13 protein-coding genes are annotated in these 14,157 nt (G+C 66.7%); 6 read left to right on the top strand and 7 right to left on the bottom strand.

What is annotated here, in order from left to right; translation table 11 throughout:
* Window position 1: 1 nt before the first annotated feature.
* From dctP to ABDW49_RS27090, 6 genes are read left to right on the top strand one after another with little or no spacing between them, the layout of a single operon-like run.
* Window positions 2–1,051, top strand: coding sequence for a TRAP transporter substrate-binding protein DctP (dctP, locus tag ABDW49_RS27065; RefSeq protein WP_343616893.1), 1,050 nt, complete (start codon window positions 2–4; stop codon window positions 1,049–1,051).
* The gene (locus ABDW49_RS27070; RefSeq protein WP_343616895.1) at window positions 1,048–2,289 is read left to right on the top strand and encodes a CaiB/BaiF CoA-transferase family protein; all 1,242 of its coding nucleotides are present in this window, start codon (window positions 1,048–1,050) and stop codon (window positions 2,287–2,289) included. Before dctP ends, ABDW49_RS27070 begins: the two co-directional genes overlap by 4 nt.
* A complete protein-coding gene (locus ABDW49_RS27075) occupies window positions 2,286–4,610 on the top strand; it encodes a 2-hydroxyacyl-CoA dehydratase family protein (protein ID WP_343616897.1) in 2,325 nt (774 codons plus the stop codon). The genes ABDW49_RS27070 and ABDW49_RS27075 overlap by 4 nt, the downstream gene beginning before the upstream one ends.
* Window positions 4,607–5,758, top strand: a complete 1,152-nt coding sequence (locus ABDW49_RS27080; protein WP_343616899.1) for a CoA transferase — start codon at window positions 4,607–4,609, stop codon at window positions 5,756–5,758. Before ABDW49_RS27075 ends, ABDW49_RS27080 begins: the two co-directional genes overlap by 4 nt.
* Window positions 5,755–6,945, top strand: a complete 1,191-nt coding sequence (locus ABDW49_RS27085; protein ID WP_343616900.1) for a CoA transferase — start codon at window positions 5,755–5,757, stop codon at window positions 6,943–6,945. The genes ABDW49_RS27080 and ABDW49_RS27085 overlap by 4 nt, the downstream gene beginning before the upstream one ends.
* 13 nt (window positions 6,946–6,958) lie before the next feature.
* Complete coding sequence (locus tag ABDW49_RS27090; protein ID WP_343616901.1) at window positions 6,959–8,065, top strand: CapA family protein; 1,107 nt, start codon at window positions 6,959–6,961, stop codon at window positions 8,063–8,065.
* On the opposite strand, the gene alkB is transcribed toward ABDW49_RS27090, so the two are convergent.
* The 7 genes from alkB to ABDW49_RS27125 form a co-directional block, all read right to left on the bottom strand.
* Window positions 8,052–8,747 carry a DNA oxidative demethylase AlkB gene (gene alkB, locus ABDW49_RS27095; RefSeq protein ID WP_343616903.1) on the bottom strand — a complete coding sequence of 232 codons (696 nt, stop codon included), beginning with the start codon at window positions 8,745–8,747 and terminating at the stop codon, window positions 8,052–8,054. The genes ABDW49_RS27090 and alkB overlap by 14 nt on opposite strands.
* Complete coding sequence (locus ABDW49_RS27100) at window positions 8,737–9,456, bottom strand: 2OG-Fe(II) oxygenase (RefSeq protein ID WP_343616905.1); 720 nt, start codon at window positions 9,454–9,456, stop codon at window positions 8,737–8,739. The genes alkB and ABDW49_RS27100 overlap by 11 nt, the downstream gene beginning before the upstream one ends.
* A complete protein-coding gene (locus ABDW49_RS27105; protein WP_343616907.1) occupies window positions 9,453–9,965 on the bottom strand; it encodes a methylated-DNA--[protein]-cysteine S-methyltransferase in 513 nt (170 codons plus the stop codon). Before ABDW49_RS27105 ends, ABDW49_RS27100 begins: the two co-directional genes overlap by 4 nt.
* Before the next feature lie 126 nt (window positions 9,966–10,091).
* Entirely contained in the window at window positions 10,092–10,277 is a 186-nt protein-coding gene (locus ABDW49_RS27110) for a hypothetical protein (RefSeq protein ID WP_343616909.1), read from the bottom strand.
* Between the two features lie 84 nt (window positions 10,278–10,361).
* Entirely contained in the window at window positions 10,362–10,754 is a 393-nt protein-coding gene (locus tag ABDW49_RS27115) for a hypothetical protein (protein ID WP_343616911.1), read from the bottom strand.
* Window positions 10,755–10,986: 232 nt separating this feature from the next.
* The gene (locus ABDW49_RS27120) at window positions 10,987–13,089 is read right to left on the bottom strand and encodes a TonB-dependent siderophore receptor (protein WP_343616912.1); all 2,103 of its coding nucleotides are present in this window, start codon (window positions 13,087–13,089) and stop codon (window positions 10,987–10,989) included.
* Between the two features lie 128 nt (window positions 13,090–13,217).
* A complete protein-coding gene (locus tag ABDW49_RS27125) occupies window positions 13,218–14,114 on the bottom strand; it encodes a LysR family transcriptional regulator (RefSeq protein ID WP_343616914.1) in 897 nt (298 codons plus the stop codon).
* Between the last annotated feature and the right edge of the window lie 43 nt (window positions 14,115–14,157).

Consider the following 14,157-nt stretch of genomic DNA (forward strand, 5'->3'; position numbering starts at 1 on the left):
CATGCGCAAGATCATCACCCTGGCCGTCTGCGCTTTGCTCGCCGCCTGCTCGCCCAAACCCGAGCATCACGCCGAATACACGCTGACCTACGCCAGCCCCTATCCGCCCACCCATCCCTTCAGCAAGGCCGACATCGCCTGGATGAAGCATGTGGAGCAGGCCAGCGGCGGGCGCATCGCCTTCAAACCCTTCTGGTCGGGCGCGCTGATCTCCTCCTCCATGAGCATCAGCGAAATCCGCCATGGCCTTGCCGATATCGGCCTGATCACCCCGATCTACACGCGCGGCGGCGTCCATCTACAGCGCACGCAGGCCGGCTTTTACGGCGGCGTCAACACCATGGAGCAGCAGGTCGCGGTCTATGACTGCCTCGCCGCCCGCTTCCCGCAGTACAATCAGGAGCTGGCCGGCCTGCATGTGCTGGCGGTGCAGGCGGGCAATTTCCCCGGCCTGATCACCCGCGACAAGCCCGTCCACACGCTGGCCGATTTGAAGGGCCTGCGCCTGCGCGCCCAGACCGACAGCATCGACACTTTGCGCGCGCTGGGCGCCGATCCGGTGAACATGCCGATGGCGGACGTCTATTCCGCTCTGGCCAAGGGCGTGATCGACGGCGTGGTCGCCCCAGCCGATACGATCAAGAGCCTGCATTTCGCCGAGGTGGCGCACCACTACACCACCCTGCGCCTGAGCCGGGGCGGCTATCCGGCCCGTGCCATGTCCGATCTGGCGTGGCGCCGCCTGCCCGCCGATCTGCAAAAGCTGCTGGCCGACTCCAAGCCCTGGTGGGAAGCCCAGCTCAACACCCAGAACGCGCATGCCGAGCAAGCCGGTTTCGACTTCGCGCATGCCCATCACGTCGAGGTGATCCCCCTGCCCGCAGCCGATCAGGCGCGTTTCGACGACCTCTACAACCGTTTCGCCCTCAGCCAAGCGCGCGACCTGTCCCGCTTCGGCATCGATGGAGAGCCCGTCTTCCGCGCCGCCCAATCCCTTATCGCGCATGGCACAGCCAACTGCGCCGCCCCTTCCAAGGAACCCGCCCGATGACCGCTCCGCAAACCCGCCCCCTCGAAGGCCTCACCGTCATCGACCTCACCCGCGCTCTGGCCGGGCCCTATGCCACGCTGCTGCTGGCGGGCCTTGGCGCCAAGGTCATCAAGGTCGAGGAACCCCATGGCGGTGATCTCGCCCGCGAGAACAGCCCCTATCTGGGCCGCGACGGCATTCTGGTCGAACGGGCGCATGAGGACGATATCTCGCTGTCGCACCTCACCCGCGCGCGCGGCAAATATGGCGTCTCGCTCAACCTCAAGCACCCTGAAGGCAAGAAGGTCTTTATGGATCTGGTGGCCAAGGCGGACATCGTGGTCGAGAATTTCACCGCCGGCACCGCCGACCGCCTCGGCGTGGGGTATGAGGCCTGCAAGGCGATCAACCCCGGCGTGGTCTTCGCCTCGCTCTCGGGTTTTGGCGCCAACAACCATTCGGGCAAGGCGATGGATGTGATCATTCAGGCGCTGTCGGGCGCGATGTTCACCAGCGGAGAACCCGGCCATCCCCCCGTGCGCATCGGCATCCCCATCGCCGATATGCTGGCCCCGGTCTTCACCGTGATCGGCATCCTGGCCGCCATCGAGCAGCGCCATCGCACCGGCGAGGGCCAGCATGTGGACGTTTCCATGCTGGGCGCCCTCACCTCCTTCGTGGCGATCGAGAACTGGTCGGCCATGGCCGCCGCCGGGATGGAGGCGCGCACGGGATTAACGGTGCAACGCCTCTCGCCCTTCGGCGTGTTCGAATGCGCCGATGGCTATGTCGCGGTGGTGGCGGTGCATGAGCCTCTCGCACGCGGCCTCTTCGCCGCCATGGGTGAGCCGGACCTCGCGCAGGACCCCCGCTTCTGCAACCGCGACGCCCGCGTCGCCAATGCCGAAGTGCTGGAAGCCCGCATCAACGCCTGGAGCCGCACTTTGCCGGTGGCGCAGGTGGTCTCCGCGCTGGAGGAACGCGGCGTCCCCGTCGCCCCGGTGCGTCATCCGGAAGACGCGCTGGTCGACCCCCGCGTCGTCGAGCGCCACGAAACCATGGCGGTGGAGCACCCCACCTATGGCTCGACGGTCGATCTGCGCACCTCGGGCGTGCCGATTCAGTTTTCGGCGGCCACCACCGGCTTTGACGATGCGCTGCCCGTCAGCATCGGCCAGCACAATGACGCGATCTACCGCGAGCTGCTGGGCTATTCCGACACCGACATGGCCCGCCTGAAAAGCGACGGCGTGCTGTGATCGCGCCCTTCCTCGCCCAACCGGAGCCCGGCGCCCGCGTGATCCGCACACTGGGCTTCGATGCTCCGCGCGCGCTGCTGCTGGCCTGCGGCTTCCAGCCCATGCGTCTGGTCGCCCCCATCATGGAGCAGACCCCGCGCGCCGACGCCATCATGGGCACCACCGCCATGAGCCCACGCGGACGCGCCCTGCTGGAGATCCTGCTGGACGAGGCACTGGCCGAAACCCCAATCCTCATCACCGCCGCCGACAGCGAACAGGCCGGGCTCTACGCCGCCTTGCGTGAACTGGCGCGTCAAGGCGAACCGACGCCCAAGCATATCCATTTCCTCGACCTGCTGCATATGGATCGGCCTTCCTCGCAGGCCTACAGCGCCAAGCGACTGGCCCAATTGCAGGGTTGGCTGATCGCTCTGGGCGGCCATGCGCCCGAACATCTGGCCGAAATCGCAAGCCTGCTCGCCCGCCAGACCGTGCTGATCGACGCCCTTGCCCCATACCGCGCCGCCGGGCGCCTGTCGGGCAGCGATGCGCTGACCATCATCGCCAGCGCCGCTATCCTGCCGCCCGCCCAGCATATCGCAGCGCTCGAAACCCTGCTGGCCACCCTGCCCGATGCCCCCATCCTGCCGGGCAAGCGTGTGCTGGTCTGCGGCACGCCGCATGAAAACGACACCATCTACCGTGCCATCGAGGCCCAAGGCCATCTGATCGTCGGCGAGGATCACCCTTGGGGCGTCCGTTTCCCGCACGGCCCCATCCCCCCGCTGGTGGAAGACAGCGGCGCCCCAGCCGCCCGCCTCGCCACCCTGACACAAGCGACCCGGCCCGAGGCCATCCTCCATATCGCCATCGGCGGCGATGAGGCCGCACCATGGGATATCGCCGCCCTGCGCAAGGCTGTGCCCAATGTCCCCTTCACCACCATCCGCTGCCCGGCCCATGGTGGCGACAAACTGGCCGCCGCCCTGCGCAGCGAACCGGCCCCCACCAAGCCGCAAACCGCGCCCAAAGCCCCACGCGCTGCGTCACCTCCCCCGCCGCGCAGCCGCAAGTCGCTGACCTCGGTGGCCAGCTTCAACGCCTATCAGCGCGACTGGTTTGCCGGCATCCGCGCGGCTGTGGCCGATGGCAGCCCCTTTGCCATGGTCAATGCCAATGCCCCTCAGGAGATCCTGCGCGCGCTGGATATTCCCTTTGTGGTCAACCAGTGGTGGGCCTCGATCGTGGCGGCCAAGCAGCAATCGCGCCGCTATCAGGGCCTGCTGCGCGCGCATCACTATCCTTCCGATGTGGAGGCCTATTCCGCCCAGGGCCTCGCCGCCCATTTCGATGAGGACGCGGACAACGCCCCGTGGGGCGGCCTGCCTCACCCGGATTTCCTGCATGCCGTCGCCTCCTCCGAGCCGACCGCGAAGATCTTCGCCAACTGGGGCCGGGAAAGCGGCGCGCAGACCTTCGTCTACGAAAAGACCAGCGACCCGCGCCCGGACCTCTACAGCGACTGGTGGCGCCGCCTGCCCGACCAATGGGACAGCGCGCTGGAAGAAGAGCGCATCGATCTGATGACGGAAGAACTGCGCGCGGTGATCGCCAGCCTCGAACAGGCCACCGGGCGCCGCTTCGACGCGCAAAAATTCCGCGCCGTGATGGATCTGGTGAACGAGCAGGAGGGCTATTACCGCGCCACCCGCGATCTGGTCGCCCGCACCGTGCCCGCGCCGATCGGCGTGGTCGATTCCATGCCCGCCACCATGGTGCCGCAATGGCATCGCGGCACGGTCTGGGCGCGCAACGCCGCACGCGCCTTCTATGAGGAGGTGAAGGCCCGCGTCGATGCCGGTCTCGCGGCTTGCGCGCATGAAAAAATCCGCCTGCTCTGGCTGGGGCGCGGCTTGTGGAGCGATATGGGCTTCTACCAGAAATGGGAGGAGAGCCATGGCGCGGTCTTCGTCTGGTCGATGTATCTGGCGCTGGCGGCGGACGGCTATATCCGCGATCTGTCGGGCGGGCGCGATCCTTTGCGCGCGCTGGCCTCACGCTGCATCACCATGGGCGATGAGCTGCGCATGCCGACATGGGCTGGCCCATGGTATGTGCATGAGGCCGACACCCACGCAGTGGACGGCGTGGTGGCCCTGTCGGATGCCGATCCCTTTGTGGTGCGCGCGCTTCAGGCGGCAGGCTATCCGGTGCTGCAACTCACCACCGACAATTTCAACCGCGAGGGCGAGGATGCCGCCGCCACCGATGCGGCGATCACCGCCTTTATCGAAGGCCCGGCCGCCGAACGCTCGGCCCAGAGGCTGGCACCGGCATGAGTGCGCTCACCGGCCTCTCCATTGTCGATTTCAGCCGGTTTCTGCCGGGGGCATATGCCGGTTGGGTAGCCGCCGACATGGGCGCCGATGTGATCCGCGTCGAGCACCCGCGCGAACTGGCCAAACAGGCCGCCATGTTCGGCGATGATGCCGATCAGGCCGCCGCCCTGCGCCGCCGCGCCCGCCCCAGCTACACCCGCAACAAGCGCAGCCTGAAGATCGATCCGGGCCACGAACAATCGCGCCCGATCCTCGAAAAGCTGATCGCCAAAGCTGACGTGCTGATCGAGGATTACCGCCCCGGCGTGCTGGCCTCCATGGGCTATGGCGTGGAGGCAATGCTGGCGCTCAATCCGCGCCTGATCTACCTTTCGGTCAGCTTTGCCGGGCAGACAGGGCCTTGCGCGCAGCGGGCCGGGCATGATCCTGCGGCTTTGGCACTGGCGGGGGCATTATCCCGGCTGAACGGCCTGCCAACACCTTCGCTGCCGGGCCTGCAGGTGGCCGATGTGCTGACGGGCGCCCATGCCACCATCGCCCTGCTGCTCGCCCTGCAAGCCCGTGAGCGTACAGGCAAAGGCCAGCATGTCGATGTCGCCATGAGCGATGCCTGCCTGCCGCTGCTGGCTGTCTCGATGGGTCGCCACGACGATCTGGATGCCATGCCCCAGCCGGGCGCGTGGCATCCCAAGGGCGGATTGTGGCTCTGCGCCGATGGGCAGTATCTGTGCACCACCGATATGGAGCCGCGCTATTGGCAACGCTTCTGCGCCGCCATCGGGCGTGATGATCTGGGCGCCCTGCAACACCGCACCGATCTCCACCCGCAGATGCAGGCCGAGATTGCCGCCATCATCGCCACCTGCTCGCGCGATGCATGGGTGGAATTGCTGGCGCAGGCCGATACGCAGGCCATGCCCGTCCTCACCCCGGCTCAGGCGGTCGCCCATCGGCATCACCGCGCGCGCGGGCGGGTCGTGGAGGTGCCGCTGCCCGGTCAGGCGCCGGTCACCCAGCTCGCCTTGCCCTTTATCCTCAAGGACACGCCCAGTGTCCCGCCCCGCCCCGCCGCCCTGCCCGGCGCGGACACAGCGGCGATCCTGCACGAACTGGGCTTCGATCCTGCCATACCGGGAGACGCCGCATGATGCCCCTCGACGGGATCAGGGTGCTGGATTTCACCCATGCCATCGCGGGGCCCACCGCCACGCAGATGCTGGCGCAACTGGGCGCCCAGATCATCAAGGTCGAACCGCCGGGCAAGGGCGACGACTTCCGCCACTACACCGAACATGCCGGGCTGCCCGGCATGTCGATCCCCTTTGCGGCGGTCAATGCGGGCAAACGCTCGCTCACGCTTGATCTCAAGGCGCCAGAGGGACTGGCCATTGCCCGCGATCTGGCCCAAAAGGCCGATGTTCTGGTCGAGAACTTCCGTCCCGGCGTGATGGACAGGCTGGGACTGGGGTTCGAGTCCCTCCGCTCCTGCCATGCAAGCCTGATCTATCTGTCGCTTTCGGGCTTCGGGCAGGACGGCCCGCTCAAGGATCGCGGGGCCTATGACCATATCGCTCAGGCCACCTCGGGCATGGCGATGATGAATGCCACGCCCGAAGGCCCGCTGAAAATCGGCATTCCGGTGGTGGACAGCTTTACCGGCTATCTCGGCGTGATCGGCGTGCTGGCCGCGCTGCGCCGCCGCGAGCTGACAGGCCAGGGCGAGCGTCTGGATGTGGCGATGATCGATGCCGCGCTGAAAATCATGGGCTCGGCGGCCTCGGTCTGGTCCTATACGGGGCAGGCGCCCAAGGGGACCGGCAATCGCGGCTTTCGTCTGGTGGCGACGGCGGAGTATTACGCCTGCCGCACCGGCTGGATCGCACTGGGGGCCAATCACCAGCACCAGATCGCCGCGCTGTTTGCCGCGCTGGGCCATCCTCACCTGATCGCGGATGAGCGCTTCGCCACCCATGCCGCACGCGTGACGCATTACGCCGATCTCAAGGGCTGGCTGACGGCGCAGATGCTGCTCCACGATGCCGAGGCGCTGGATGCAACCCTGGCCGCCGCCGGCGTGCCCGCCGCCCGGATTGGCGAGATCGGCGATATTCTGTCCCATCCCCATATCGCCCGGCGCGGCCTGCTGCATCAGGCCAGCCTTCCGGGGCAGGAGCGGCCGCTCGACATTCTCGGCCCCGGCCTCGGCCCCGATTTTCCCGGGGACAGCCGTCCCCTCGCCGTCCCGACATTGGGCCAGGACAGCGATGCCATTCTGACCGAGCTGGGCATGGACGAGGCCGCCATCGCCGCCCTGCGCGCCGCCGGGGTGATCTGACAAGGTGATCTGAATGACCGCGACCAAAATCCTGCTGCTGGGCGATCTGATCCTCGATGTGCCCGATGCCGATCACTGGCTTTCGGGCCTTGCGCCCACATTGCGCGCCGCCGATGTGGTGATCGGCCATCTGGAGGTGCCCTATACCACCAGCACCGAGGAAATGCCCGGAGACGTGCCCGCCCCCGGCGCCGATCCGGCGCATCTCGATGCTCTGGCGCGGGCGGGGGTCACGGCGGTCAGCATGGCGGGCAACCATATGATGGATTGCGGGGCTCAGGGCTTGGCCGACACCATGGACGGGCTGGATCGCAACCATATCGCCCATGCCGGAGCGGGCCTCGATCTGGACGCCGCCCGCGCCCCGCGCTTCATCAGGGCAGGCGAACGGACCATCGCCCTGCTCAGCTACAATTGCGTCGGGCCGGAACTGAGCTGGGCGGGGGAGGGCAAGCCCGGCTGCGCCTATATCCGCATCCTGCCTGCGGATGGCAGCCCCTCGCGCCCTCAGGCCGATCTGGTGACCATCGATCCGGCCTCGCAAGCGCTGATGGAGGCCGATGTCGCGGCGGCCAAGGGCAAGGCCGATCTGGTGGTGGTCGCGCTCCACAAGGGCATCACCCATCGCCCCGCCGCCCTCGCCCCCTATGAGCGCCCCTTGAGCGCCGCCGCCGTTGCCGCCGGGGCCGATGTGGTGGTGGGCCATCATGCCCATATCGCGCGCGGCATCGAGATCATCGAGGGCAGGCCGGTGTTCCATGGGCTGGGCAATGGCTGCGTCGTCACCCATGCGCTGTCCCCGGCGCAGGACCACCCCGCCCGCGCCGAATGGGTCGAACGCCGCAAACGCATGTTCGGCTTCGAGCCCGATCCGGCCTACCCTCTCGCCCCCTTCCACCCCGAGGCGGTCAACGGCATGATCGGCCAGATCCTCTGGCATCAGGACCGCAGGATCGAAGCCGGCCTGCTGCCCATCTGGTTCGAGCCGCCCGGCCGCCCCGTGCTGGCGGGCGAGAAGGCGGGTGATGTTGCCGCCTATCTCCAGCGCATCGGCGAGGCAGCAGGTCTGCCGTCGCTCGACTGGCACAGCGAGGATGGCATCAGCTTCAGCCTTGGCTGAAGCTTGATGGATGGCCCATCGCCTGGCGGATTATCTGCGCTGGCCCAGCCTTGCGGAAGGTGAGGTTGTAACGCAGCGCGCCGGTCACGGGGTGGTTCCCGTCCTGCAGTTCCTCCACGCCGTGGAAGATCATCCGCGAGGGCCCGCCCCACACCACAACATCGCCATGGACCAGCCGGTGTCGCACGGCACGGTCGCCGCGTTGGTGGCCGCCCCACAGAAAGCTCGCGGGCAGGCCCAGCGAGACCGAAACGATCGGCGCGCTGTGATCCTGCTCATCCATATCCTGATGGAGCGACAGCCGCGCGCCCGGCACGTAACGGTTGACCAGACAGGCATCAGGGACAAATCCGTGAAAGCCCAGAGCCCCCGCCGCCCGGCGCGCCAGATCGAGAAACAGCGGCGGCAGGGGCGGCCAGGCCCTCCCCGTCTCGGGATCGATCGGATCATAGCGATAGCCCGAGCGGTCCGACACCCAGCCCAGCGCGCCGCAGTTGAACATCGCGACCGACATGCGCTTGCCGCTTCTGGTTTCCAGATGGCGGAAGGGCGAGAGCGCCGCCATGCGCTCGACATGGGCGATCAGCGCGTCGGCGCCGTCCAGCGCGAAACCGCTCAGGATGGCGGCGCCCGGTCCAAGATGAACATCGCGCCGGTCGTCGGCGAACAGGTCATGCTGCATCGTGGAAAATGATCCCCAGCGTATGGCGCTTGCCGGATCGCAGCGTGCTGACGCCATGGCGCATTGTGACGCGATAGTCACCCCTCGCGCCGCGCTGCGGGCGGATGTTCACCGCGAACAGCACGGCGTCCCCCTTGCCCAGCGGCACCACCGCCGCGCGCGACTGCATGCGCGGCCGCTGCTCGGTCAGGACGAACTCGCCGCCGGTGAAGTCCTTGCCGGGCTGCGAGAGCAGAACCGCCACCTGCAGCGGGAACACATGATCGCCATAAAGGTCCTGATGCAGGCAATTGTAGTCGCCCTCGCCATATTGCAGCAGCAACGGCGTGGGCCGCCTCTGCCCGGCTGCGTGGCATCGCTGGAGGAAGCTGGCGTGATCGGCGGGGAAACGGACATCGATCCCCATCCGCGCATGCCAGCCATTGGCCACCGGCGCGATATGCGGATAGAGCGCGGTCCGTGCCGCCTCGATCAGCGCCGGCAGCGGATAGGCGAAATAGCGATACTCGCCCTTGCCGAAACCATGGCGCGCCATGTGAACATGGCTTCTGAAGGCAGCGGTGGGGCCATAGAGCGCCGCCACCCCATCGCATGCCGCGTGATCGAGCAGGCCGGGCAGCACCGCCCAGCCTTGCTGATCGAGGCTGGCGGCAATGGCGCTCCAGTCATAGGCGGCGATCTGCGTGGCAAGATCCGGCTGCCCGCTCATGCGACGCCTTCCATGTTGATCAGCCTGCGCTTACGCGGCACACCCCAGCGATAGCCCGAGATGCCGCCATCGGCCTTGACCACCCGGTGGCAGGGTACGGCGACGGCGATGCGGTTGGCGCCGCAGGCTGCGCCCACCTCCCGCGCGGTCATCGGCAGCGGCAGAGTTTTCGCCAACTGGCCATAGCTGCGCGTCTCGCCCGCAGGGATATCCCGCAGCGCCTGCCAGACGGCCAGCTCCTGCGCGCTGCCGCGCAGATCGAGCGCATGGGTGAACGCGCCCTGCGGCCTGTCGACCAGCGCGATGGCCGAGGTTAGCGCATCGCCCGCCTTTGCCATGTTTTCGATCGGTTCGGCCTCCGGGAAGGCGGCCTGCAGATCCCGCAAGGCGCGGGCTGCATCGTCGGCGATCAGGATGGCGGCCACGCCATGGTCGCTCAGGGCGACGATCACCGTGCCAAGCTGCGTATCGCCGATGGCGTAGTGCAGTTGCTCTTTGTCCTTGCTCATAAGTCTGATCCTTCGGCTGATGCAGCCGGGATAGGGCAAGGGGTGATCCGACGCGCTCCGATCCTTGCTTTCAAATTGCGGACAGGCGCGAATCAAGCCGCGCGGCTCCCGCAAGGGCCGCCCGAACTAGGGCTGAGCGGCCTGATCCCGCGCGACCAGCTCGACCATGGCATCGATAACGCCCAGCGCTAGAACGGCTTCCTCGCGGTCCAGAATGACTTGCGTCGCCTCGGTCGGCTCAAGGCGTTCCCGCAGCAGCTTCGACAGGCCACGGGCGATCCCGAGTGCGTCGATAAAAGGATGATCGTCCATACGTCTGATTCCTGTGGCTTCGGCTCGAAGCGTACCATGGATCATCGGCCATAGCGTGGCCGCGTGGGGTGGAAGGGAGGCGGTTCAGCCGGGGCTGTCGCCATCGGTTTCGAAGGTGACCTCGAACTTGCCCTTGGCCGTAGCGCCCTCGCAGACGATCCTGATCGGTTCGCCGGAAAAGGCATCGCCATAGACACATTTGCCGGTCGCCTTCAGCCGCTGGGGTCTGCCGCCCGGCCCCGTGTCCAGCAGCCCGAAGGTGACGGCATCGATCGGCTGCATGCTGCCCAAACTGCCAACGGCCTGTTTTCGCGCGCCATCGCCCGCGAATTGCAGCGTGAATTTGCCATCGACGGAAAAGGCGAAGGCCACGCGCCCGTTCGGATAGATCGTGCCGAAGGCCTGCTCGTTGCAGGGCGCCTCAATCAGGCGACCGGCAAAGGCCAGATGCGTGCATTGCCCCGTCAGAGCGGACACCCGTTTCGTGCCGAGTTTCTGGGCCGGTGTCCGGGAGGGTGCACCGCTCACCGCCGTGGCTGTCACAAGAAGGATGAGAAGCGCGGTCGCGCGGGCATGGGGCATGCTCTTCAACCTTATCCAGCAGAACTTTGGCACATCATAACAGATGAGTGCCGTCCCTGCGAGACTGCGAGCACCCGCCCCATCACCACCCTGCCAGCGCGTTGACAGGGTGGTTGTGCGCTCTGCCTCAGAAGCTGATCCGCGCCGTTCCCAGCACGCTGCGCGGCGCGCCGGGCATGTTGAGCAGCGCCGAAGTGCCGTGGCCGGAGATGATGTAGCGCTTGTCGGTCAGGTTGTAGACGTTGATCTGCAGCCGCAGCGGCCCGAACTCCGCCCAGCCCATGGCATCGAGCGTCACATAATTGGGCAGGATGGTGGTGTTGGCCGGATCCGCCCAACGGTTGGAGACATAATTGCCGCCGCCGCCAATGCCGTAATGCGTCTTGATCGTCTGGGTGACGAACAGATTGGCCTGGTTCCTGGGCGTCAGCGTCGCGCCCTTGTTGACGAAGCTGGGCGTGGCCGAGGCCGTCACCACGCTGTCGAGATAGGAATAGCCGGCGATCGCCTTCAGCCCCGATCCCAGATCCAGCGTGCCTGACAGTTCCACGCCCCGCGTGCGCTGGGTGCCGATGGGGATGACCGCATTGGTCACCGGATCGGTGCCCTTGATGTTGGTGCGGCGCAGGATGAAACCCGCGACATTGAGCGACAGGCGGTTCCTGAACAGATTGTATTTGGCGCCGATTTCCTTGTTCTCGGTCTTCTCCGGCGCCAGATCGGCGTTGCTGGCCGCCAGCGCGAAGGTCTCGCCCGATGGCTGGTAGCTGCGGCTCCACGAGGCGTAATAGGACTGCTTCGTGTCGGGCTGGAGGACTAGACCCGCGCGCGGGCTCCAGGTGTTGTCGACACGCGCAAGGTTGGGCAGGCCCGCGATGCGCTGCACGGTGCGCTGGCTGAAACGGTCGTGACGCACACCGACCAGCGCCTTGATGCCATGCCCGAAATCGAGCAGATCCTGCGCATAAAGGCCGGTGACGTTGAAATAATTGATGTTGCTGGCGCTGAGCGCGGTGAAGCTGGACGGATCGACCTGCGGCAGCACCGGCGCGAAGGCCGAGGTGGTGCCCACCACGCGCGAGGCCAGCGTAATCGCACCCTTGGCCTGACGCGCCTGTTCCCAGCCATACAGCAGCGTGTTCTTGATGCCGAGCAGGTTGAGCTTCTGCGTGAGTTCAGCCTGGTTCGACCAGCCATCCTCGTCACGCGCGATGCCGCCATGGCTCAGCGTGATGGTGCCGGTGGCGTTGTTGGCGGCCGTCACATTGGTGTTATGGCGGTCCAGCGTGTAGTGATAATGGCGGAAGCCGTTGCGGAAGCTCAGAGTGTCCGAGATGCGCTGGGTCAGCGTGACCGTCTGCGAAAACACCTCGGAGCGCGCGACATCGGTGGCCCGCGCATTGGCCGCGCCGTAATAGGTGCCGGGATCGACATTGACCGGGCGCCCATTGATCGCCGGAATGCCGAAATCGTTGAGGCGGCTGTCCATCAGATAATCGGCCTGGAGCAGCACGGTCGTGTCCTTGCCCTGGCCGAACACGAAGGAGGGCGCGACCGCCTTGCGCTTGAGGAATTGCTGCGAGCGGAAGCTGCCGTCATCCTCATAGGCGCCGGTGATGCGCCCGCCGACACCGGCCTGAGGGTCGAAATGGCCGACATCGAATTCGCCGCGATAGGTGTCATAGCTGCCCGCGGTGAAGGTGGCGGACATGATGTTGAGCGTCGGCTTCTTGGTCACGCGGTTGATCAACCCGCCCGACGAGCCGCGGCCATAGAGCACCGCCGCCGGGCCCTTCACGACCTCGACTCGCTCGACATTGGACAGATCGCGGAAATAGAGGCCGTCGTCGCGGAAGCCGTCGACGAACTGGTCGGCAATCGCCGTGAAGCCGCGAATAAACACCTGATCGCGCTGGCCGTCACCCGAACTCATGCCGATGCCCGGCACGTTCTTGAGGGCATCCTGCAAGGACAGGGCGCGCTGGTCGAGCAGCACCTGCGCGGGCACCACGGTGACCGATTGCGGAATGTCGCGGAGCGGCGCCGCGATCTTGGCGGCATTGGTGTCGTCGGCGACATAGGATCGGGCCGGGCGCACGCCGTTCACGATGATGTTGGAGGCTTCGGGCGGCGCATCGGCTGCGGCGGGCGCATCGGGCGCGGCGGCAAAGGCAGCCGAGGCAGGAAGCGTGAGCGAGACGAGCAGAAACGAACGGAATGATGCGCGCATGATGAAAGATGGCCCCTTGTTTGACGGGCCCCATAGTCAGACAGTTTAGCTATTGCAATGCATTCTCATAAAACAACATCACGGATAGGGGCCGATGGCGATCACCGGTTCACCGATTGCGACAGATGTCAGGCCCGGCGCATGGACCGCAAATGGCTGATCGCCGAGTCGATGAAGGCCCGCGTCTTGAGCGGCAGATTGCGCCCCGAGGGATAAAGCGCGACGACCGGCGTGTCGCCGCCATCCCAATCGGGCAGTACCCGCTCCAGCCGCCCGCAGCCGATGTCCTCCGCCACATCCAGCTCCGACTTGAGGGCAATGCCAAGGCCCGACACCGCCCAGTCATGCACGGCATCGCCATTGCTCGCCCGCAGTCGGGCGGGGGCGGCAATCGTCTGACGCCGCCCGCCGGGCCCAAACATCGCCCAGGGCGCGTTGGCGGTGCCATAGCGCAGGAACTCATGGCGATGGAGGTCCGCAATCGACGCCGGTCGGCCCGCCACATTCAGATAGGCCGGGGAGGCCACCAGAATGCGGTGATTGTCGGCCAGCTTGCGCATCATGGCCGAACTGTCCTGAGTCGCACCGATACGGATCGCCACATCCAGCCCCTCGCCCACCAGATCGGCCACGCGGTCATCGAGCGTCAGCGAGACCGACAGGCGCGGGTAAAGCGCCACCAACGCCCCCAGCACCGGCCCCACATGGCGCCGTCCGAAGGACACCGGCGCGCTGATCCGCAAGGTTCCGATCGGCTCGTCGCGGCCCTTCACCAGCCGATCCTCGCCCGAAGTCAGCGCATCGAGCGCGCGCTCCACATCGATCAGCAGGCTGGCCCCCTCCTCCGTGGCCGAGAGCGTGCGGGTGGTGCGGTTGATCAGCCTGATCCCGGCCCGCTGCTCCAGCATGGCCAGCCGCTTGCTGGCGACCTGCAGGCTGATCCCCAGATCCCGCGCCGCGCCCGACAGGCTGCCCACCGCCAGAATGGCGCGGAAGGTCTTCAACTCGTTGAGATCGTCCAGCATCACCAACTCTCAATTCTGGTTTGACAGTGCATCGCTTACTGGC

Origin of the sequence: Novosphingobium sp. (assembly GCF_039595395.1) — a bacterium.
In the GTDB taxonomy this organism is placed as follows: domain Bacteria; phylum Pseudomonadota; class Alphaproteobacteria; order Sphingomonadales; family Sphingomonadaceae; genus Novosphingobium.

What these genes read in the sequence shown, in the direction of transcription:
- dctP (WP_343616893.1), top strand. Translation starts at nt 2, where the DNA reads ATGCGCAAGATCATCACCCTGGCCGTCTGCGCTTTGCTCGCCGCCTGC.
- ABDW49_RS27070 (WP_343616895.1), top strand. Translation starts at nt 1,048, where the DNA reads ATGACCGCTCCGCAAACCCGCCCCCTCGAAGGCCTCACCGTCATCGAC.
- ABDW49_RS27080 (WP_343616899.1), top strand. Translation starts at nt 4,607, where the DNA reads ATGAGTGCGCTCACCGGCCTCTCCATTGTCGATTTCAGCCGGTTTCTG.
- ABDW49_RS27085 (WP_343616900.1), top strand. Translation starts at nt 5,755, where the DNA reads ATGATGCCCCTCGACGGGATCAGGGTGCTGGATTTCACCCATGCCATC.
- ABDW49_RS27090 (WP_343616901.1), top strand. Translation starts at nt 6,959, where the DNA reads ATGACCGCGACCAAAATCCTGCTGCTGGGCGATCTGATCCTCGATGTG.
- alkB (WP_343616903.1), bottom strand. Translation starts at nt 8,747, where the DNA reads ATGCAGCATGACCTGTTCGCCGACGACCGGCGCGATGTTCATCTTGGA.
- ABDW49_RS27100 (WP_343616905.1), bottom strand. Translation starts at nt 9,456, where the DNA reads ATGAGCGGGCAGCCGGATCTTGCCACGCAGATCGCCGCCTATGACTGG.
- ABDW49_RS27105 (WP_343616907.1), bottom strand. Translation starts at nt 9,965, where the DNA reads ATGAGCAAGGACAAAGAGCAACTGCACTACGCCATCGGCGATACGCAG.
- ABDW49_RS27110 (WP_343616909.1), bottom strand. Translation starts at nt 10,277, where the DNA reads ATGGACGATCATCCTTTTATCGACGCACTCGGGATCGCCCGTGGCCTG.
- ABDW49_RS27120 (WP_343616912.1), bottom strand. Translation starts at nt 13,089, where the DNA reads ATGCGCGCATCATTCCGTTCGTTTCTGCTCGTCTCGCTCACGCTTCCT.
- ABDW49_RS27125 (WP_343616914.1), bottom strand. Translation starts at nt 14,114, where the DNA reads ATGCTGGACGATCTCAACGAGTTGAAGACCTTCCGCGCCATTCTGGCG.